This is a genomic window from Pseudoalteromonas sp. G5_S1_14_S5 (assembly GCF_054968605.1).
The window spans coordinates 50,612-68,347 of the sequence record NZ_JBQKUM010000018.1; the positions used below are offsets into that span (position 1 = coordinate 50,612).

Sequence of the window (17,736 nt, forward strand, 5' to 3'; positions counted from 1 at the left end):
CTCTCGTTATGTCACATTTCAGCTAGTTCTCAAAGAATTGTTCATATTCTGGAGTCGATAGGTTTTCAGCAACGCCCATTTCACCCACAAAGTAGATTACGCTGGTTATCGTATCTATTGTTGGGTTCGATTCGCGTTCAGGAAAATCCCCCGCAGAAGAAACTAATTTGGGTTCGGATATCGAATTACAGACAAGGCTGTTACAAACACTGTGTTGCGTTTTCAAAGATGGGAGCTCTGGGGCATCAAAATGGTGAGACAATAAATCTTGGCTGACAAGCTCAGCAGAAGCATAAGACAGAGTTGAGCAAAACGCTGAAAGTACAATCCACTTATTCATATATCTTTCCATAGCTAGCATTCATTAAATCTATAAATACTATCTAATTTAGTTAATAATGAACAGTGTTTTATTTGATTGGCGTGTGGCTGTTTTCCCGGTGTGGGCTTATCAAATAGAGCCTGTGAAATAACGATTACCGAATATTTCACAAAGGCCACCAGCGTAATCAATGCAACAAAGGTTCCTAAAACAAACTCATGGACATCGACCAGGAAAAGTCTTAGAACACGGTCACAAACAATAGCGACAATGGTAATGCTGATTGCAGTTATCCATCTACGATGATCATAAGGCAAACGCTCCATCGACTGGCTAAAGCAGTAGCCTCAAAGTATAAATAGCACATAGAACCGCAATCACGCCCCACACTCCGTATATTGGGGTAATGGTACAATAACCAATTGCTGCCAATACCGCACAGCCGCCTTGTATCCATATCTGAGATTGACCAGAGTCACCGCTGAAAAAACCTAAATTGAGGTAGTCGCCTGCACTTTTAATAACAGCGATGGCAAGCAATTCGACCACTATGACCCCAGCCTGATAATAACTGCTTGGTAAGATAAGGGAACTAAAGCCAGGGACAGTTAAGATCATCAAGCCCCCTAACACTATGGCTAGGTTAACTCCGATTAAGGCTCTGTCTGCAAACATTTTGCTACCGCCAGGGTGCTGAAGCATAGCGACTCGGTTTGGAAACCACCAAAGCGCGTAAGGTTGCAGTAGCAAGCCTAGAATTAACGCAAACTTACCACTAACCGCGTAAACGGCCAGCTCCTCTACTCCAACAAAACTTGCCATCACCCAGCGTTCTTGTCCGGTAATCATATAAATGGATGCCCCGTCAAGCATCGTAGGAATGAGTAGAAGAACAATCTGATAGGGTTTGAACTCAACAGGTAACATCAGCAGCAACAGAGGCATGTTGAGCGCAATGAGCACCCCGCCAAGTACACACACCGCTAAGCTGAGCGTAAAGCAGCTGTCTAACTGGATAGAGAACCCCGCTTAGGGCCAGCTAAAGCTGTCAAGTAGAATAGAAAATAAAACAAAGCGTTACATGCTCAAAGCGGTAACGCTTCAGTTAGGTTTTGCTCTTACGAGCAGTTCTTGTTAACCGGCACGCAATGCTAAGATCTCTGCAAGATCGTCTGTTTCGGTATAGCGATTCAAGCCTTGCTCTTTCGAAGAGATCGCCACAATAGACATTCGGTCAGCAAGCTCATTACCCTCAATACCGACGTGACCGTTTACGTGGTAGATAGTGATTTGAGATTTAAGCTCTTGATAAAGAGCATAAGCGACTTTAATGATATCGAGGTTTTTTATCTCGCCACCAGACTTAGTCCAACCCTTTTTCTCCCAGCCTGATGCCCACTTAGTGATGCAGTCTATCGAATATTTTGAGTCGCTATAAATCGCAACAGACAGCCCAGCTTTCAGCTTCTCTTTTGCGAGAATAAAGGCCTGTTCTAAGCCTTGTAACTCAGCAGTATTGTTAGTCCCCATCGGTTGGTACAAGCCATACCATAGTTCAGTGAGATCATTCTTCAAATAAACCGCTAAACCCGTTCCCGCTTCACCTGGGTTAGGTTCACAAGCACCATCAGTAAAGATTTTAATATCAAATGGCATGTCAGTAATTTGCAGCTGAGAAAGAGGTGGAGTCTTTGACTTGTTTGCACCACTAGACTTCGGAAATACAGACTTAGAACCTGACGCAGATTTAGTCGTAAAAGACGAGCTACCACCAAAGGCAGATTCAGCCTCTCCCTGTGTTGGAAACGATTTATATCTCGCGCCCGCAAAACCATCGACTTGCGCTTTACACTCATTCCAAGTGGTAAAGATACCCGGTTTACGACCTTTCCAAACCACATAATATTTCTTAGCCAAATTAACTCCTTACGAAAAACTGACGACACAAACAGTGAAGCAATACATTAGAAGTCACCAAGTCACGTCTTGCAAGGTCAATCACTCAAAAACGGGTCTAAAGAAGCTGCGCTCATAACTCACAATAAAGTCAACTTCATCCGCATATTCAAACGCTCGAATACACTCCGGGTCTTTTAAGGATAAGGTTCGATACTCTTCATAAGCCGCTAAACTATCAAACGAAAACAGTGCCATCGCAATATTGTTCGCGCCTTCAGATGGTAGAAAGTAGCCATTGTGCTGACCGCCAAATTTAGCCACCAAAGGAATCCACATTTTTGCGTAGTTCTCAAACTCCGTAATCTTTTTAGGATCAATTACATATCGAACATAACAAGTAATCATATATCGCCCTCAAATAACAAATAACAAATAACAAATAACAAACCAAATTTAGATTGGCCATCAACTGAATAAGAAATCAATTGCCACAAGGTTGTAGGTCAAGAACACCGCCATACTGACACCAATGGTTAGCAGTACATTGCCTGTTTTCCATATCAGCAAACCTGTTACAAGCGCCCCGATTAAATACGGGTTTTCAAAACTTGGCCAAAATGTCTGCTCTGGGGCAAACACAATCGGCCCCCAGATCGCAGTCAGTACCGCAGGGCTCGAATAACGTAATAAACGTCGCGCCGTTTGGTTGAGTCGAAGCGGAATCGCTGGCTCAAGAAATAAGTATCGGCTAAAAAAGACAATCGCTGTCATCAGTAATATCGTTAAACAGATCATCTCTATTTCCCTTCCATGATTGGCTTTTTGCCGTTATTGCGCTCTTGAAATGACTCGCTGAAAAAGCCCGCAAACATGCCAGCAATTGCTGCAATCATAAGCCCGCCTTCAACGTTATTCACCGACATAGCAACCGAGATCACCAATGAAACCAAGACGCACACCACAACAGGCAATGTTCTGATTAGCGGGAATACCAATGCAATGAAAGTCGCAGCCACCGCAAAGTCGAGACCAATGTCATTAAGAGATGGGATTTGGCTTCCAGCGACAATGCCAACGAAGCTCGCGATGTTCCAAACCAGATAAAAGCCGCCTCCAACCCCCGCGGCATACCAACGATTAAACTCTTGCTGAGACTGCCCACTACAAACCGCAAACAGCTCGTCCGTCAACCAAAAGCCAAGCAATACGCGCCAACGAGCAGGAAGGTGGCTTATCTTGTCGCGCATCGACACACTGTATAAAAAGTGCCTTGAGGTGATGAACAGTGTGGTCAGCAACATAGTGCCAAGGCCAATGCCCGCTTTGAACATCCCTGCCGCGACCAGTTGTGCGGAGCCGGCAAACAAGATCGCTGACATCGCTTGTGCTTGCAGTTGATTCAATCCAGCATCAATCGCGTATGAACCAGCTAAGATTCCCCACGGTATCACGGCGATACTCAGAGGCATGCCCGCTAAAACCCCCTTCCACAACTGTGTTCGCCTATCCATCTTTTGATTATCCATATTGTTCTTTTCTCTCTTCACATTGGCTATTCAATGTAAAAACACCTGAGTAGATTCGATTGTACAAACTTGCTCGATTAAGCGACCGTATTTTTCACCAACGCTCAAAGCATCTTAATGTATTGCCCCGGCGTGTAACCATTGGCCTTTTTAAAGTGTCGGTGAAAATGGCTTTGGTCGTGAAAACCACACTCTTGGGCAGTATCTGAAATGGTATGCCCTTGCTTCAAAAGCTTGCGAGAGAGTCTCAAACGAGACTGGATCTGATAAGCATGGGGAGGAAGACCAAACTCTTTCTGAAATGATCGAACTAAATGAAAGGGACTTAAGGCCGCCAATTTAGATAACTCTTCCAAAGAGACATCGGCCTGCGGGAAATCATCTAAAAACTCTTTAACCAGAACAAGTTGGCGCTGGGTTTTACTATCCAACTGAGGCTTAAGGCTCGACTTACCATGTCGGCTAATCAACTTAACCAACATCCCATACATCAAGGTTTCACGGAGCAGGCGGTTATCCGATTCATCAATCGCATTAAACACCAACCTCAGTTGATTAGCGAGTTCAGGGTCTTCAACAACGGCCCTAGGGAAATAAGGGGCACCATAATTAGGAAGGTTTAGTTCTTGTGTAATTTTGGCTAGTTGCTCTGGGAGCGGGTACATGGCGCGATAAGCCCAACCGCCTTCCGTTGCCGAATGACCGCTATGTACCTCGTCGGCATTGACCAGAATAATGGCGTCTTGTGGTGCAATATGGTGACCACCTGTGCGATAGAAACGTTGAGCGCCCTGCTCTATAACCCCAAGCGTGTAACCCTCATGGCTATGACGTGAGAAGTTCTGCTTTTCGTACTCAGCATTAAGGATTTCAATGCCGCCGAGCTCCTCAGCGACTTTATATTCGGCCTTTTCTTTAGAACGTTTCTTGTTCTCCATAACAATTCCCAAGCCTGTTAATTATCGAACGACTTATCAGTCTACTCTATAGGCTCTTTTAGCTTTTGTACAAAATTGCGCTTTTGGTCGGTAATACTATTTTTAGCTTTAGATTCAAAGCTCGGGATAATGCTTTCTAATTAAGAGCGAAGTCGTGCTAGGCTAGTACTTGGCGAAAAATTGACAAATGAATGGCTAAATCATGCCAATAATTCTCACCCACCATAAGCTACCCGTAGAGAGATATAATGAAAAAAACCGTAGCACTTATGTTCTTCTTAAGCCTAACAGGCTGCACTCACAACCAGTCAAAAGCGTTAAGCATGAACTCTTCGTCTGTGAATTCATACCCGCAGTCGATGTCGAACCTACAACTGTGCGATACCTTGTATTACGGGAGGCCGAGCAATCAAACACTGGCCGCTATTGGCAGCGAGTTTAATCGCAGAGGTCTATCAAAGCATTGGTGTGATACAGAAACCAATAAACTTTATTTAACCAAAACGATTGATTGGGTTGCTGAACAAGTTGAAGGCAAAAAAGATTCTGAATAAACATCGGCGGTGGTGCTGCCTACGGATTGAGAGGTCAAACTCAATGTGATGTGCAAAAGCCACCTCTAGAAATAGAGCCAAAACAAACTGAACACCATTTATGCCTTTGCTCACAACAATATGTATTCACGTTGATAAATGTTAACAAGTGGTTAATTATCAGTGTCCATTATGACTATAAGGAAATAACAAATGAAATGGATACTTGTTGCATTCGTCAGTGTTTTCTCTGTATTCACATACGCAAAAGATTGGAAGCAAATTCGATTTACTGTTGAAGGGGCTTACCCTCCATTCAGTTGGACAACGCAGGACGGTGAATTAGAAGGATTTGAAGTCGATTTGGCCAACGCACTGTGTATCGAGCTAGAGGTGAAGTGCATCATCTCAAAAACAGACTGGGACGGTATTATCCCATCTCTTCTAAGCCGAAAAAACGATGCAATAATAGCAGCGATGACAATTACCGAAGAGCGTGAAAAGAAAGTAAACTTCACTATCCCCTACGCCAAAGTTCCTACTCGTTTTGTGATGAAGAAAGATCGAGAGATCAATATGAACGACGACAGCTTGAATGACCTAACTATTGGGGTTCAGCGAGCAACTATTGGCGATAAGTACCTTTCTGAGATTTACCCAGATGTAGACATTAAACGTTATGGCTCATTCGACGAAGCCTTTACCGATTTACTCAACGGTCGTCTAGATACCGTATTTGGTGGCTCTATGGGCCTCAATTCGGGCTTTCTTGAAACAGAACAAGGCAAGGACTATCACTTTACCGGCCCTAAATTCACCGAGGAGAAGTGGTTCGGACGTGGTATTGGTGTAGCGGTACGAAAACAAGATAATGAACTCAAAGATCTTATCGATAGTGGAATACAAAGACTGATCGACAACGGTCAACACCAAAAGATTGCTAGCAAGTACTTCTCATACAGTATTTATGAATAGCCTAGCGCACAAAATGAATGAGCTTCACTGATGAAAATTGCTGGTCAATTTTTGGAAAGCTTCAGATAACAAAAAGCCGCTCGTTAAGAGCGGCTTTTTTAAAGGGTGGGAACCCAGCCACATCCCGGCACACAAGTCACACGCTGCGGCTGCTTCCTTCCGGACCTGACCGAGTTCACGAGCTATTGTTGCGGGAGGACCAGGCCCCCATAGATTCGTTTTCTAAGAGGCTTGCCTCAAAGAGTGAGTGGATTATTAAGCATCCCGGCAACCATTGCAAGCCCTTCCCCCTTCTTTTTGATCAATTGTGGTCTAAGTGCTTATCCTTTATTCAAACCATCAGTAAATCGCAGGTAAATTCGCCATTTACCTGCGATTTGAAGTTCTCGTACAACATCATCTAGATTGAGTAGATACTAGATATCGATGTCTTCGTTATCTTCAGTACGAATGATGTAGTCCGTCATCCATGCCGTTCCTAACAAACATAGCCAGACTACAAATACAGGGCTTGGTACTTCAATGCTCGGTGTAATCACTAGTGCTGCGAAGCCAGCAGTTGGTAGCGTCCAACACAGTAACTTATTCCAGCGGAAGGTTTTCAACTTCATCATCGCTTCCATTGACGCCATGATGCCCGTCACACACAAGGCCACAAGCGCAGCATAAGGCAAGTCGGCTATCCAAAGAGGCAAGATTAACCCTAATGACCACCAGCTATGTTGACTCGCGGGTTTAAGATGATTAGCAGCCCACCAAATAACCATGATGGATAAGACTTGTAATAGAGTCACCCATGGCGTGCCATCAAGCTTACCTGCTGATTGCGTGACCATAATCCCGACCTGCAAAGTAGTCACGATCAAACCCGAAATAATTACCACCGACAAACTACTGCGTCTTGAGAAGACCACCATTAACAACGGGAAAAGCACCCACGTACTAACAGAGAGCGTGATTGGCTGTATAGGAAGGGTTAAGCCATAAGTTGTCATGGCAGCAAGTAGAGCTAAACCTGCGATACCACCTTGCGGTAAGATCCATAACGCAGGAATCACCATCGCCAATACTGGGATGTCTCCCTCACTTAAACTGATTGCTCTCGCACAAACAACGGCTAATAATGTTGTAATTAGAAATTGAAACGTTGAAAAGACCATAGCTCTCTCCTTCTACCGATCCGTGGTATTCATGAACTAGGAACATTTAGTATGGACCAATTTTTAGCCCAAATCTTTGCTGTGATTCACCAAATTCCACATGGAAAAGTAACAACTTACGGAGACATAGCACGTTTCTCGGGTTTTCCAGGCTATGCACGCCATGTGGGTAAAGCATTAGGTAATTTACCTGAAGGTAGCAAACTCCCTTGGTATCGAGTGATCAACAGTAAAGGCGAGATTTCCTTGAAAGGCGACTCATTTGAACGCCAGAAGAAGCATTTGGTGGAAGAGGGTATTGAAGTGAGCGATACAGGAAAAGTTAAACTCAGAATATACAAATGGCAGCCCTAGAGCTGCCATCATTCGCGATTCAACTGGCTAGATTAAGCCAATCAAAATGCCTTAACACTGGCATCCATTTCTACTTAGCGAACACCGACCAAGCGTAGGTCAGCATGTTGTGTGTTTTCTACATCTGTGATCACAGACTTAATAGTATCTGTCGTGAAACGTAGTTTGCCGTCAACATGGATCGTTGCGCGCATGTTGTAACGGTGGTTAGGCTGAATCTTGTTGTCGTCGTAGCTTAATTCGAACGCAAACGGTACTTGCTTACCATCGGTTGTGAACTCTTGAGTCGCGATAACCGTTGATGGAGCATCTGCTAGTGAAATATCTTCTAGCGTTACAGTAACCAATGCATTCTCTGGTAGTGCAATTCTTTCGCGGTAACTAACTGTTCCTGAAATCACTTGAGTATTCTCTGCAACCACTTCCTGAGAAGCGTTCGTTTCTGATGTTGTTTGGCAACCGACTAAAAGGCCAAACGATACTAAAGACGTTAGAAGAATTAGAGCCATTTTCATATTCAATTTCTCTCAGCATGTTTGCCGGACTCGGCAAATCTCCAGACTAACTATAAGAGAGCTTTCATATTCTGTCTTGAAAACCTATGATTTATTGACAGATATATGACTAAGCTAACTAATTAACACCATAATCTGACACTCATTTTACGAAGAGGAATGCTGACGATGAGTCAACCTTTAAAAGAATTACTCAGTTTACTTCAGCTAGAGAAGCTGGAAGAAGGTTTATTCCGTGGGCAAAGTGAGAACCTCGGTCTCCCACAGGTTTATGGCGGTCAGGTCTTAGGGCAAGCGCTTTCTGCTGCTCGTTATACCGTTGAAGACGACCGCAGTGTTCACTCGTTCCACAGTTATTTTCTATTCCCAGGCGACTCTGAAAAGCCGATTATTTACGATGTTGAGAATCTCAGAGATGGGCGCAGCTTCAGTACACGCCGTGTTAAAGCGATTCAAAATGGCCGCCCTATTTTCTATCTGACGGCTTCTTACCACGGTGACGCACCGGGCTTTGAACACCAAAATCCAATGCCTGATATTCCAGGGCCGGAAAACTTTGCGTCTGAAACTGAACTTGCAAGCCATATTGCGGAGTTCTTACCAGAAAAACTGCGTAAAACCTTCTGTGGTGAAAAGCCAATTGAGATGCGCCCTGTAACAGTGGTTAACCCACTAAAACCAAAGAAGACGGAAGCGAAACAGTACCTTTGGGTTAGAGCAAATGGTGCGGTGCCAGACAACCACTTGATTCACCAATACTTGCTTGCTTACGCTTCAGATTGGGGCTTTTTAGTCACTGCGCTTCACCCACACGAAGTCTCTCTAATGACGCCAAACTTCCAAGTGGCAACGATAGACCACTCAATCTGGTTCCACCGCCCATTCAAGATGGATGAATGGCTGCTCTACGCGATTGAAAGCCCAACAGCGGCCAACACTCGCGGTCTAGTACGCGGTGAGATCTATAACCAGAGAGGCGATTTAGTCGCGACAGCCGTTCAAGAAGGTGTGATGCGCTTTACTAAATAGCCATCAAATACTTCTTAGCGCCTGCAAGCAAACGCCTTAAACGAAAAGAGGCTAGGTATCGTACCTAGCCTCTTCTCTTTTTAATCACAATGGCAGCTCAACGAAACCGTATTTAGTCACCCTGCTCGGCCGGCTTAGACTCACCTTGCACTCGAGTTTTTATGCCATCACCCGCATCGCGCAATAAATTAATTGGCGATAACACCACGCCTTTTACCGCACCTTCTGCCGCACTTTGAGCAAGTTCTTTACTCTTGTCAGCCAACAAGTTAGCTTGCACCAAGATCGCGGGGACTTCGGCTCTCAGCATCTCAGACTCGGCAATCACCACAGGAATCGTTTGTTCTCGGTAGGACTTACTTTCAGCAAGCATTGGTGGTATAACATCAACACGGTAGCGCTTGAGTTCGGTCAACGTTGGCGGAATCACATCGCTTCTCACCTGCCCGACTTCAACTCGAACATTTTTCACTTCGTCTAGTATAGCTGGTATTTTGCTATCGACCGATGCGACCGTTTTGTTCACCTTCTCGACCGTCTTTCTTACATCTTCGACGGTATTCAGCACCTGTGGTGCCAACTCGTCGACGTGCTCCGCCAGTATCAGAAACTCTTCGACTTTTAGCTCTTTAGTAAACACTGAAAAATCCTCGATAACCTGTGGATAGGTATCGACAATTTCACCGACTTTATTGGTGAATGAATAGATAGTGTAGCCAAGGTAAAAAATGGCGGCAGCTAACACGAGCTGAATAGCAGTAGAAATTTTTGCAAACATGAATAATCCTTTTCTTCATCGAGATGACGACATCTAAACTCGAAACACAATCTTTAATAAGGTTATAGCGGTAGCGCGGTGGTGTACTTTAACGGCTCCATCGCAAACGTAGAAGTAACGTTCGATATACCATCCACACTATTAACTAAGCGCTTATAGAACTCATCAAAGCATTTCATGTCTTTAACCTGCACCTTCATCATGTAATCGTACTCGCCCGCCATGCGGTAGAACTCCATGACTTCTGGGAACTCCGACACAGTATTCACAAAACGACCATACCACTCATGAGAATGATCGCTGGTTTTGACCAATACGAACGCGGTAAAAGAAAGATCTAACTTTTCAGGGTTCAGCAATGCCACTCTTTTTTCAATGATGCCATTCTCTTCCAAACGCTTTAAACGCTTCCAGCAAGGCGTTGTAGTGAGGTTGACGGCTTCAGAAATGTCGTTCAATGACAGGGTGCTGTCTTCTTGTAATAACGCTAATATTTTTTTATCGACGGCATCTATCACACTTTCACCAAATCACTTTTAAATAGAATATTTTTCTACATTTTAGTCAAAACAAAGCAAATATGGAAAAGTTTTTCTCTCCAGATCTAGCTAAATTAAAAACATACCAATTACAAAAAATTCCTACACTCGATCAGGAGAACGCTTATGTGCACTGACCATCAATGGATTAACAACGCGATTCGTAAAATTGAAGCGGACTACCAACGCTCTGCGGATACGCACCTTATCAAACTAGACCTTCCAAGCATTGAAGGCATTGATATCTATCTTAAAGATGAAAGTACACACCCAACAGGCTCTTTGAAACACCGTTTAGCGCGTTCTCTGTTCTTATACGCTATCTGTAACGGTTGGGTTGGCCCAGAAACTACGATCATTGAATCTTCATCTGGTAGTACGGCAGTGTCTGAAGCTTACTTCGCTCGTCTACTTGGCCTTACATTTATCGCGGTAATGCCAAAATGCACAGCGAAGAAAAAAATCGAGCAAATTGAATTCTACGGAGGTCAAGCACACCTAGTTGACCGCTCTGACCAAATCTATGATGAGTCTCGTCGTTTAGCAGCGGAACTCAATGGCCATTACATGGATCAATTTACTTACGCTGAGCGCGCAACCGACTGGCGTGGTAACAACAACATCGCAAACTCGATTTTCAATCAAATGCAGATGGAAGATCACCCGGTTCCAACTTGGGTTGTAATGAGCCCGGGTACTGGTGGTACTTCAGCAACGATCGGCCGTTTCATTAGTTACCAACAGCATGAAACAAAGCTTTGTGTTGTCGACCCTGAAAACTCAGTTTTCCACGAGTATTACAAAACAGGCAATACAGAAGTAAAAGGCAGTACATTCAGCAAAATTGAAGGCATTGGTCGTCCACGTGCAGAACCAAGCTTCATTCCAGGTGTGGTTGACGAAATGCGTAAGATCCCAGACGCGGCAAGTATTGCAACGACACATTGGTTATCAGACATTTTAGGCCGCAAGGTTGGCGCATCTACGGGTACCAACATGTACGGTGTGCTTCAACTGGCAAGCGAGATGAAAGCGCGTGGTGAGAAAGGTTCTATCGTGACTCTGCTTTGTGATAGCGGCGAGCGTTACCTAGACACTTACTTCAATGACGAGTGGGTGAAAAACAACATTGGCGACCTTCAGCCTTATGCTGCAAAGTTAGAAACTTTCTCTCAAACGGGTGAGCTAGCTTAAGCGCCAAGCAAAGCACAAGCTTTCAGAATAAAAAAGAGCCCCTAATGGGCTCTTTTTGTGTGTCTTTGGTTAGCGACAAGCTAAGACTATTCTGGCTTCTGCTTCGCTTCAAAAGCAGCCAGTTGTTCTGGTGTTGCTCTTGGTTGGTGGTTTTGTTTCCACTCATCGTAAGTCATGCCATAAACACGCTCACGAGCATCATCGATATCAAGTTCTAAACCTTGTTGTTCAGCTTCTGCTTTGTACCACTTACTGAAGCAGTTACGACAGAAGCCAGCCAAGATCATCAGATCAATGTTCTGAACATCTTTGTTGTTGTCTAAGTGTGCTAATAGGCGACGAAAGGTTGCTGCATCCAGCTTGTCTTGTTCTTCTTGAGAAAGATCTTTGTATTTAAATTCAGCCACTTTGGTGTCCCTTAATAGTTTTCATTTTTTAATGTATTGAGCAGATATTGTTATACAAAAAAAGCTCGCACTTCGCTAGGAGCAAACGCAGGCTTTTCAAAACATTCACAGATAAACCGGAACTCTCATGAAACGATTACAAAACGTATTTATCCTTTTAGCTTCTCTTATCCTAAGCGCTACTGCTTATGCATCTCCATCAGAGGGAAAACAATACACGCTTTTGGAAAAACCTTATTCGACCGAGTATCAAGTAGACAAATTCTTTTCATTGACCTGCATGCCTTGTTGGCAGATGACAGAGTTACTCAAAGATAAAGAAGGCTCTGGTGAACTGGAACTGCATCGTACTCACGTAATTTTTAACGACTCGACCTTACAAGCTGCGGGTATTTACTACACCGTGTTGGCTCAAAAGCCGGATATGTCTCATGCACTTTTGAGTGAGTTATTCTCGCTGGTTCAAACTAGAAACCCGCTGCAAGAAACGGATATCGACGCTTTTTTCAAAGAACACAACCTTGTGAAACAAGAAGACATGACTCAAGCCCAACAACAGCAATGGGCTAAATTTGTGGAAGACGCTGTATCTAAGACCGAGCAAGCGTCGATTAACAGCATTCCGAGCTTTATTATTAATGGGCGCTATATGGTGAAACTAAGAGGCCACCGCTCTATGGAAGAACTGCTCGAAACCATTCAATACCTGAGCGAGCAATAGAGTCTCACTCTTTTCTGGCACCATTCGCAAACAAAATAAAAAGCCCGACAACGACTAAGTTGTCGGGCTTTCATCAATTACTTATCTATACCACTACATTAACCGTGGCTAGTTCTACCTATATTGTCATGGCTTAGCTCTTTGTTTAGCACCGCTTCGACGTGACCAGGTGAACGAGTTGTACCAGAAATCAATCGATACATCGCAGGGATTACAAACAGAGTCACCAAGGTCGCAAAACCCATACCGAAGAAGATAACCGTACCTACAGCCACACGGCTTTCGTAACCCGCGCCTGTTGAAGTAATCAATGGGATAGCACCTGCAAGCGTAGTAAACGCCGTCATCATGATTGGACGCAAGCGTCGAGCAGAAGCATCAATGATGGCTTTTTCAAACTCAATACCGCGATCACGCAGTTGGTTAGCAAACTCAACGATCAAGATACCGTTTTTGGTTACCATACCGATCAACATGATCATACCAATCTGGCTGTAGACGTTGAGCCCCTGACTCATCACTACCAAGCCCAAGAAGCCACCAAAGATACCCATAGGTACAGTGAACATCACCACTAACGGGTTAATGAAGCTCTCGAACTGCGCCGCCAGTACCAAATACGCCACCAACATCGCTAATGCAAACACTACCAAGATGCTCGATTGGTTCTCTTTGAAGTCTTTAGACTCGCCCGAATAGCTTACCGAAATATCACCTGGTAGTTGCTCAATCGCTTGTTCATCAAGGAAATCCAGAGCTTCGCCTAACGTGTAACCTTCCATCAGATTGGCTTTAATCGTTATCGACTTCTGCTTGTTGTAGTGAGATAAACGAATCGATGATGCGACTTCTTCAATGTGAGTCAAAGTATCTAGCGTCACCAACTCACCAGACTGAGTTCGCATGTAGATTTGGCTCAAGTCATTGGCGTTGTTGAAGCTGTTTTCGTCACCACGTAAGTACACATCATACTCTTCACCACGTTCCACAAAGGTTGTCTCACTGCGACCGCCCAGCATGATTTCTAAGGTGTCGGAGATGTCAGAAACACTCACACCCAGCTCTGCCGCACGCTGCTTATCTACAGTAACCAATAGCTCTGGTGTTTTCTCTGAGTAGTCGATATCCGCGCCTTCCATTATCGGCGAATCTTCAGCTGCTTGCTTTAAGATCTCCGCCCACTTTTGCAGTTCAGAGTAATCTGAGCCACCAAGCACGAATTGTACTGGCTCACTCGACCCACCTCGGAAACCAGGCATGAATGGGAACACTCGTACATCAGGAATACCGGCTAATGACTTACGCACTTCATTCAGTGCTTCTTGCGCGGTCACGTCACGCTCATCCCAATCTTCTAGGATCATAATAACGAAGCCCGTTTGGTCACCGGCATTACCACCAAATGCTGGCGATTGAATGCTGAATGACTTCAAGAAGCCTTGACCAAGCAATGGCATTAAACGTTCTTCAACAATGTCCATGTTGGCAGACATGCGGTTGTAACTGGTTGCATCAGCCCCACGAACAAACGCAAAGATAACACCGCGGTCCTCTTGCGGAGTCAGTTGCGCTGGCACTTGCTGCATCAAACCATAACTACCACCCAGACATGCGATAATGATGATAGGAGCAGCCCAACGCCAATTTAACGCGCGGCGTAATACCGAGCGGTATCCAGATTCTAATTTGCCAAATACACCTTCAACAAACAGGTTAAAACGGTTTGGTTTCACGTTCGCTTTTAGGATCTTACTGCCTAGCACTGGCGTTAACGTCAATGCGACTAACGACGAGAAGATCACCGACATAGCAAGCAATACAGAGAACTCGGTAAATAGAAGACCAACCATGCCGTCCATGAACGAGATTGGTAAGAATACCATCACCAATACAAGCGTCGTTGCGATTACCGCGAAGCCAACCTCTCGTGTTCCTTTATAAGCCGCAAGCAGTGGCGACTCACCTCGTTCGATATGGTGGAAAATATTCTCAACCACCACGATTGCATCATCAACCACCAAACCAATCGACAGGATAAGTGCCATCAAGGTAATCAGGTTGATAGAGAAACCGAAGTAGAAAGCCGCAATAAACGACGATATCAAAGATACAGGTACCGTTACCGCAGGGATAAGCGTGGCACGAGCTTGACCGATAAAGATGTACAGTACGAGGATAACTAAGCCACCAGTGATAAAGAGTGTGCTATAAACCTCTGAAATAGAGCGATCGATGAACACGGTCGAGTCATAATCGACAGCTAAACGCGTACCATCTGGCAAGAACTTCTGAATCGCTTCCACTTCTTTGTGTACTAGATCTGCCACTTCAAGTGGGTTTGCATCTGACTGAGGCACGATTCCCATACTGACGTTAACAACGCCGTCACTCTTAAAAGTCGAGTTTTCGTTCTCTGCGCCAATGTAAACATCAGCAACATCTTTAAGATAAATCGGCGTGTTGTCAGAAGCGCGCTTGACAACTAGGTATTCAAAATCTGCCGTTTCTGTGTATGAGCGAGCGGTACGAACGGACATCACTATCGCGTCATTACGAACTTCACCACCCGGGCTCTCGATATTCTCATTGTTTAGTGCAGACGTAATATCAGATGTGGTCACACCACGCCCTGCCATTTCCGCAGGTTTTAGCTTCACGTACATGACTTTGTACAAGCCACCCGAGATATCCACCGAACTGACGCCAGAGATCAAACTAAAGCGATCAATCAACACACGCTCTGTGTAATCGGTCAACTGCGTTCGGTCCATCTCAGTAGAGCTTAGGTTGATGTAAACCGAAGCCTCACCGCTACCGTTGTTCTTGTATACAATCGGGTCATCAGCTTCGTCAGGCAAAGATCTCTGTGCACGAGCAACGGCGTCACGAACGTCACTAACACCAGTATTTAGGTCATAACCCAATTCAAAGGTAATCGTAATACGCGACATACCATTACGAGTGGTAGACTCGATCTCATCAATACCACTGATACCGGATAGTTGGTCTTCAAGATTGGAGGTTATTTGGCTCTCGATGATGGTCGCTGATGCGCCTTCGTAGCGTGTACTGATCGATACCACTGGACTTTCGATATCAGGCATCTCACGAACGGCAAGCTTACTAAAAGAGACAATACCAAACACAACCAATAGCAAACTCAATACGACAGCTGCTACTGGTCTCTTTACTGAAACGTCAGATAACAACATTAGTTAGCGCCTTCTTGTACTGTTTTCTTGGTTGCTGAGTCAGCCGGTCGATTTATAGCAAGTTCCTGAACCTGAACACCGTCACGCATGTTCACGATACCCTGAACGACAATTTTCTGGCCAATTTCGATACCCTTTTCAATCACAACTTCGTTGTCGATACGAGCACCAAGGAGGACTTCCGTTCGCGTTGCCTTATTATCTTCATCAACCACATAAACAAAACGTTTAGTACCTGAGTACTCCAGGGCTTGAACTGGAATGATTGGTGCTTCAACTGGTGGGAAGTCCATCGCTGCCGACACCAACATGCCCGGCTTTAGGTAATCATTGTTGTTATCGAAATTGATTCGAACTCGAAGGTTTAATGTCTCTGCGTTAATACGAGAATCAATACCAACCACTGAACCTGTAAATTCTATATCTCCCCATGCACTGGTGCGAGCCGTCACTTTCATGCCTTTAGATAGCTTAGAAAGGTAACGTTCAGGGATCTGAAGGTCTAACTGCATGACTGAAAGGTCATCTAGAGTTACTAGTTCAGTACCCGCTGTCACCATTTTTCCGCGGCTAAAGTCGATAAAGCCGACTGTGCCTGAGAATGGTGCGCTAATGTGAAGATCTTTTAGGTTGGCATTTGCTGCCGCCAAACGAGCATTAGCGATCTCTACATTGGTTTTCTGCGCGTCAATTTCGGTTTGCGTGATCGCGTTACGTTTTACCAAGCGTTGAAATTCCGCTAGTTTACGCTTCTCGTCTTTTAGATACGCTTGCGCTTCTGCAACTGCAGCTTTTGCCTTATCGTCATCTAACTGAACCAACATCTGACCTTTAGTCACATCTTGATTCGCTTTAATGTTGATAGAGTCAACGCGCCCTGCCACCTCAGAAGTGATCATTACTGATTGCTCAGCTTCTAGCTTTCCAACGAGAGAAAGGGATTGGCTAACTTGGTGAATATCAACCTGCTCAGTAACAACAGTGACAGTGCTTGGGCCCATGCGCTTTGCAAGTACGGCTGGAGACGACATAAGAATAGACAAGTTCAGCAGGGTTAAAACAGATTTATTTTTCATAATTATGGTCTGCAAGTAAGTTTTATAGCAATCACAGTGAGTAAGTGGTCAGAAATAGCGTAGAGAAAAAGCTTGAGAACAAGGCTGATCCTCTCAACAGGATAACTTCGATAAATAGTTATCCTACAATCAAAAATCCTAACGCAGCTGTCGAGCATTTTAATAAGCTAGAAAGACAAGTTCCTTACTACGATTGGTATTATTCTCTATAAATGAAATTAACTGTATTCTATCAACTGATGAATGCTGTAACGTCAAGAAGTGTAAATCTAGATTAAATTTCGTTTACGTTTCGTGGTGGTTTAACCAAAACAACAGCCAGACAGAAAACCAATAACCTCAAGGCGTTACCCGCCACTACGTAAACCTTAGTACAGATGTTCACTTCACGAGCAATATGCGTACTTTTCGCCATCTTTGCCCAAAAAGACAGCATTTAACACAAAACCATAAGAAAAACCCTTTACAGGTTTAACGTGTTTGCTATGATGCGCTCCGCACTTGAGAGATGCGTTGGGAAAAACATCTCTTTAGCCTATCCATTATGAGTTAGGAAAA

Annotated in this window: 22 protein-coding genes and 1 other RNA gene; 6 read left to right on the forward strand and 17 right to left on the reverse strand. The window is 44.4% G+C overall.

The features are described 5' to 3' along the window. Positions 1–22: 22 nt before the first annotated feature. The 8 genes from ACTRWI_RS07700 to ACTRWI_RS07735 form a co-directional block, all read right to left on the reverse strand. On the reverse strand, positions 23–340 hold the full coding sequence (locus tag ACTRWI_RS07700; RefSeq protein WP_499130282.1) for a hypothetical protein: 318 nt from the start codon (positions 338–340) through the stop codon (positions 23–25). A gap of 14 nt (positions 341–354) precedes the next feature. Then, a complete protein-coding gene (locus ACTRWI_RS07705; protein ID WP_499130284.1) occupies positions 355–648 on the reverse strand; it encodes a hypothetical protein in 294 nt (97 codons plus the stop codon). Positions 649–655: 7 nt separating this feature from the next. Next, entirely contained in the window at positions 656–1,267 is a 612-nt protein-coding gene (locus ACTRWI_RS07710; protein ID WP_499130286.1) for a polysaccharide biosynthesis protein, read from the reverse strand. Positions 1,268–1,456: 189 nt separating this feature from the next. Beyond that, the gene (locus tag ACTRWI_RS07715) at positions 1,457–2,239 is read right to left on the reverse strand and encodes a ribonuclease H1 domain-containing protein (protein WP_499130287.1); all 783 of its coding nucleotides are present in this window, start codon (positions 2,237–2,239) and stop codon (positions 1,457–1,459) included. An 81-nt stretch (positions 2,240–2,320) separates the two neighbouring features. Further along, positions 2,321–2,626 carry an NIPSNAP family protein gene (locus ACTRWI_RS07720; RefSeq protein WP_499130289.1) on the reverse strand — a complete coding sequence of 102 codons (306 nt, stop codon included), beginning with the start codon at positions 2,624–2,626 and terminating at the stop codon, positions 2,321–2,323. A 60-nt stretch (positions 2,627–2,686) separates the two neighbouring features. Next, positions 2,687–3,016, reverse strand: a complete 330-nt coding sequence (locus ACTRWI_RS07725) for an AzlD domain-containing protein (RefSeq protein WP_499130291.1) — start codon at positions 3,014–3,016, stop codon at positions 2,687–2,689. Positions 3,017–3,018: 2 nt separating this feature from the next. After that, the gene (locus ACTRWI_RS07730; RefSeq protein WP_499130293.1) at positions 3,019–3,747 is read right to left on the reverse strand and encodes an AzlC family ABC transporter permease; all 729 of its coding nucleotides are present in this window, start codon (positions 3,745–3,747) and stop codon (positions 3,019–3,021) included. A gap of 104 nt (positions 3,748–3,851) precedes the next feature. Further along, positions 3,852–4,685 (reverse strand): AraC family transcriptional regulator, encoded by an 834-nt coding sequence (locus tag ACTRWI_RS07735; protein ID WP_004739967.1) that lies wholly within the window; start codon positions 4,683–4,685, stop codon positions 3,852–3,854. Between the two features lie 248 nt (positions 4,686–4,933). Between ACTRWI_RS07735 and ACTRWI_RS07740 the strand changes: the two genes are divergently transcribed. Further along, complete coding sequence (locus tag ACTRWI_RS07740) at positions 4,934–5,239, forward strand: hypothetical protein (protein ID WP_499130296.1); 306 nt, start codon at positions 4,934–4,936, stop codon at positions 5,237–5,239. A 192-nt stretch (positions 5,240–5,431) separates the two neighbouring features. Beyond that, the gene (locus ACTRWI_RS07745; protein ID WP_499130297.1) at positions 5,432–6,193 is read left to right on the forward strand and encodes a transporter substrate-binding domain-containing protein; all 762 of its coding nucleotides are present in this window, start codon (positions 5,432–5,434) and stop codon (positions 6,191–6,193) included. A 108-nt stretch (positions 6,194–6,301) separates the two neighbouring features. Here the strand turns inward: ACTRWI_RS07745 and ffs are convergent. Both ffs and ACTRWI_RS07755 read right to left on the reverse strand, forming a co-directional pair. Next, an RNA gene (ffs, locus tag ACTRWI_RS07750) (signal recognition particle sRNA small type) lies at positions 6,302–6,398 on the reverse strand. Between the two features lie 211 nt (positions 6,399–6,609). After that, entirely contained in the window at positions 6,610–7,353 is a 744-nt protein-coding gene (locus tag ACTRWI_RS07755; protein ID WP_499130298.1) for a VP0952 family biofilm-associated protein, read from the reverse strand. Positions 7,354–7,404: 51 nt separating this feature from the next. On the opposite strand from ACTRWI_RS07755, the gene ACTRWI_RS07760 reads away from it, so the two are divergent. Beyond that, on the forward strand, positions 7,405–7,707 hold the full coding sequence (locus tag ACTRWI_RS07760) for an MGMT family protein (protein ID WP_499130300.1): 303 nt from the start codon (positions 7,405–7,407) through the stop codon (positions 7,705–7,707). A gap of 74 nt (positions 7,708–7,781) precedes the next feature. Here ACTRWI_RS07760 and ACTRWI_RS07765 read toward each other — a convergent pair whose 3' ends face one another. After that, on the reverse strand, positions 7,782–8,222 hold the full coding sequence (locus ACTRWI_RS07765; RefSeq protein WP_499130301.1) for a YbaY family lipoprotein: 441 nt from the start codon (positions 8,220–8,222) through the stop codon (positions 7,782–7,784). 168 nt (positions 8,223–8,390) lie between these two features. Between ACTRWI_RS07765 and tesB the strand changes: the two genes are divergently transcribed. After that, on the forward strand, positions 8,391–9,251 hold the full coding sequence (tesB, locus tag ACTRWI_RS07770) for an acyl-CoA thioesterase II (protein ID WP_004739955.1): 861 nt from the start codon (positions 8,391–8,393) through the stop codon (positions 9,249–9,251). A 112-nt stretch (positions 9,252–9,363) separates the two neighbouring features. Here tesB and ACTRWI_RS07775 read toward each other — a convergent pair whose 3' ends face one another. Together ACTRWI_RS07775 and ACTRWI_RS07780 are read right to left on the reverse strand one after the other, a co-directional pair. Further along, complete coding sequence (locus ACTRWI_RS07775; protein ID WP_499130303.1) at positions 9,364–10,029, reverse strand: hypothetical protein; 666 nt, start codon at positions 10,027–10,029, stop codon at positions 9,364–9,366. A gap of 62 nt (positions 10,030–10,091) precedes the next feature. Beyond that, entirely contained in the window at positions 10,092–10,544 is a 453-nt protein-coding gene (locus ACTRWI_RS07780) for an Lrp/AsnC family transcriptional regulator (RefSeq protein ID WP_499130316.1), read from the reverse strand. A 150-nt stretch (positions 10,545–10,694) separates the two neighbouring features. Between ACTRWI_RS07780 and ACTRWI_RS07785 the strand changes: the two genes are divergently transcribed. Further along, positions 10,695–11,762 (forward strand): PLP-dependent cysteine synthase family protein, encoded by a 1,068-nt coding sequence (locus tag ACTRWI_RS07785; protein ID WP_499130305.1) that lies wholly within the window; start codon positions 10,695–10,697, stop codon positions 11,760–11,762. An 86-nt stretch (positions 11,763–11,848) separates the two neighbouring features. Here ACTRWI_RS07785 and ACTRWI_RS07790 read toward each other — a convergent pair whose 3' ends face one another. After that, positions 11,849–12,169: a DUF1244 domain-containing protein gene (locus tag ACTRWI_RS07790; RefSeq protein ID WP_499130307.1), complete on the reverse strand. Its 321-nt coding sequence runs from the start codon at positions 12,167–12,169 to the stop codon at positions 11,849–11,851. Positions 12,170–12,296: 127 nt separating this feature from the next. Between ACTRWI_RS07790 and ACTRWI_RS07795 the strand changes: the two genes are divergently transcribed. Continuing rightward, complete coding sequence (locus ACTRWI_RS07795) at positions 12,297–12,890, forward strand: thioredoxin domain-containing protein (protein WP_499130309.1); 594 nt, start codon at positions 12,297–12,299, stop codon at positions 12,888–12,890. A 98-nt stretch (positions 12,891–12,988) separates the two neighbouring features. Here ACTRWI_RS07795 and vexH read toward each other — a convergent pair whose 3' ends face one another. The 3 genes from vexH to ACTRWI_RS07810 all read right to left on the reverse strand — a co-directional run bounded on the left by vexH (position 12,989) and on the right by ACTRWI_RS07810 (position 17,614). Further along, positions 12,989–16,102, reverse strand: coding sequence for a vibriobactin export RND transporter permease subunit VexH (gene vexH / locus ACTRWI_RS07800; protein WP_499130311.1), 3,114 nt, complete (start codon positions 16,100–16,102; stop codon positions 12,989–12,991). Continuing rightward, positions 16,102–17,133 (reverse strand): efflux RND transporter periplasmic adaptor subunit, encoded by a 1,032-nt coding sequence (locus ACTRWI_RS07805; protein WP_499130317.1) that lies wholly within the window; start codon positions 17,131–17,133, stop codon positions 16,102–16,104. The genes vexH and ACTRWI_RS07805 overlap by 1 nt, the downstream gene beginning before the upstream one ends. 319 nt (positions 17,134–17,452) lie before the next feature. Continuing rightward, positions 17,453–17,614: a hypothetical protein gene (locus ACTRWI_RS07810; RefSeq protein WP_499130313.1), complete on the reverse strand. Its 162-nt coding sequence runs from the start codon at positions 17,612–17,614 to the stop codon at positions 17,453–17,455. Between the last annotated feature and the right edge of the window lie 122 nt (positions 17,615–17,736).

What these genes read in the sequence shown, in the direction of transcription:
- tesB (WP_004739955.1), top strand. Translation starts at nt 8,391, where the DNA reads ATGAGTCAACCTTTAAAAGAATTACTCAGTTTACTTCAGCTAGAGAAG.
- ACTRWI_RS07725 (WP_499130291.1), bottom strand. Translation starts at nt 3,016, where the DNA reads ATGATCTGTTTAACGATATTACTGATGACAGCGATTGTCTTTTTTAGC.
- ACTRWI_RS07785 (WP_499130305.1), top strand. Translation starts at nt 10,695, where the DNA reads ATGTGCACTGACCATCAATGGATTAACAACGCGATTCGTAAAATTGAA.
- ACTRWI_RS07760 (WP_499130300.1), top strand. Translation starts at nt 7,405, where the DNA reads ATGGACCAATTTTTAGCCCAAATCTTTGCTGTGATTCACCAAATTCCA.
- ACTRWI_RS07720 (WP_499130289.1), bottom strand. Translation starts at nt 2,626, where the DNA reads ATGATTACTTGTTATGTTCGATATGTAATTGATCCTAAAAAGATTACG.
- ACTRWI_RS07730 (WP_499130293.1), bottom strand. Translation starts at nt 3,747, where the DNA reads ATGGATAATCAAAAGATGGATAGGCGAACACAGTTGTGGAAGGGGGTT.
- ACTRWI_RS07805 (WP_499130317.1), bottom strand. Translation starts at nt 17,133, where the DNA reads ATGTCGTCTCCAGCCGTACTTGCAAAGCGCATGGGCCCAAGCACTGTC.
- vexH (WP_499130311.1), bottom strand. Translation starts at nt 16,102, where the DNA reads ATGTTGTTATCTGACGTTTCAGTAAAGAGACCAGTAGCAGCTGTCGTA.
- ACTRWI_RS07810 (WP_499130313.1), bottom strand. Translation starts at nt 17,614, where the DNA reads ATGCTGTCTTTTTGGGCAAAGATGGCGAAAAGTACGCATATTGCTCGT.
- ACTRWI_RS07705 (WP_499130284.1), bottom strand. Translation starts at nt 648, where the DNA reads ATGGAGCGTTTGCCTTATGATCATCGTAGATGGATAACTGCAATCAGC.
- ACTRWI_RS07795 (WP_499130309.1), top strand. Translation starts at nt 12,297, where the DNA reads ATGAAACGATTACAAAACGTATTTATCCTTTTAGCTTCTCTTATCCTA.
- ACTRWI_RS07700 (WP_499130282.1), bottom strand. Translation starts at nt 340, where the DNA reads ATGAATAAGTGGATTGTACTTTCAGCGTTTTGCTCAACTCTGTCTTAT.
- ACTRWI_RS07745 (WP_499130297.1), top strand. Translation starts at nt 5,432, where the DNA reads ATGAAATGGATACTTGTTGCATTCGTCAGTGTTTTCTCTGTATTCACA.
- ACTRWI_RS07710 (WP_499130286.1), bottom strand. Translation starts at nt 1,267, where the DNA reads ATGCCTCTGTTGCTGCTGATGTTACCTGTTGAGTTCAAACCCTATCAG.
- ACTRWI_RS07740 (WP_499130296.1), top strand. Translation starts at nt 4,934, where the DNA reads ATGAAAAAAACCGTAGCACTTATGTTCTTCTTAAGCCTAACAGGCTGC.
- ACTRWI_RS07755 (WP_499130298.1), bottom strand. Translation starts at nt 7,353, where the DNA reads ATGGTCTTTTCAACGTTTCAATTTCTAATTACAACATTATTAGCCGTT.
- ACTRWI_RS07775 (WP_499130303.1), bottom strand. Translation starts at nt 10,029, where the DNA reads ATGTTTGCAAAAATTTCTACTGCTATTCAGCTCGTGTTAGCTGCCGCC.
- ACTRWI_RS07735 (WP_004739967.1), bottom strand. Translation starts at nt 4,685, where the DNA reads ATGGAGAACAAGAAACGTTCTAAAGAAAAGGCCGAATATAAAGTCGCT.
- ACTRWI_RS07765 (WP_499130301.1), bottom strand. Translation starts at nt 8,222, where the DNA reads ATGAAAATGGCTCTAATTCTTCTAACGTCTTTAGTATCGTTTGGCCTT.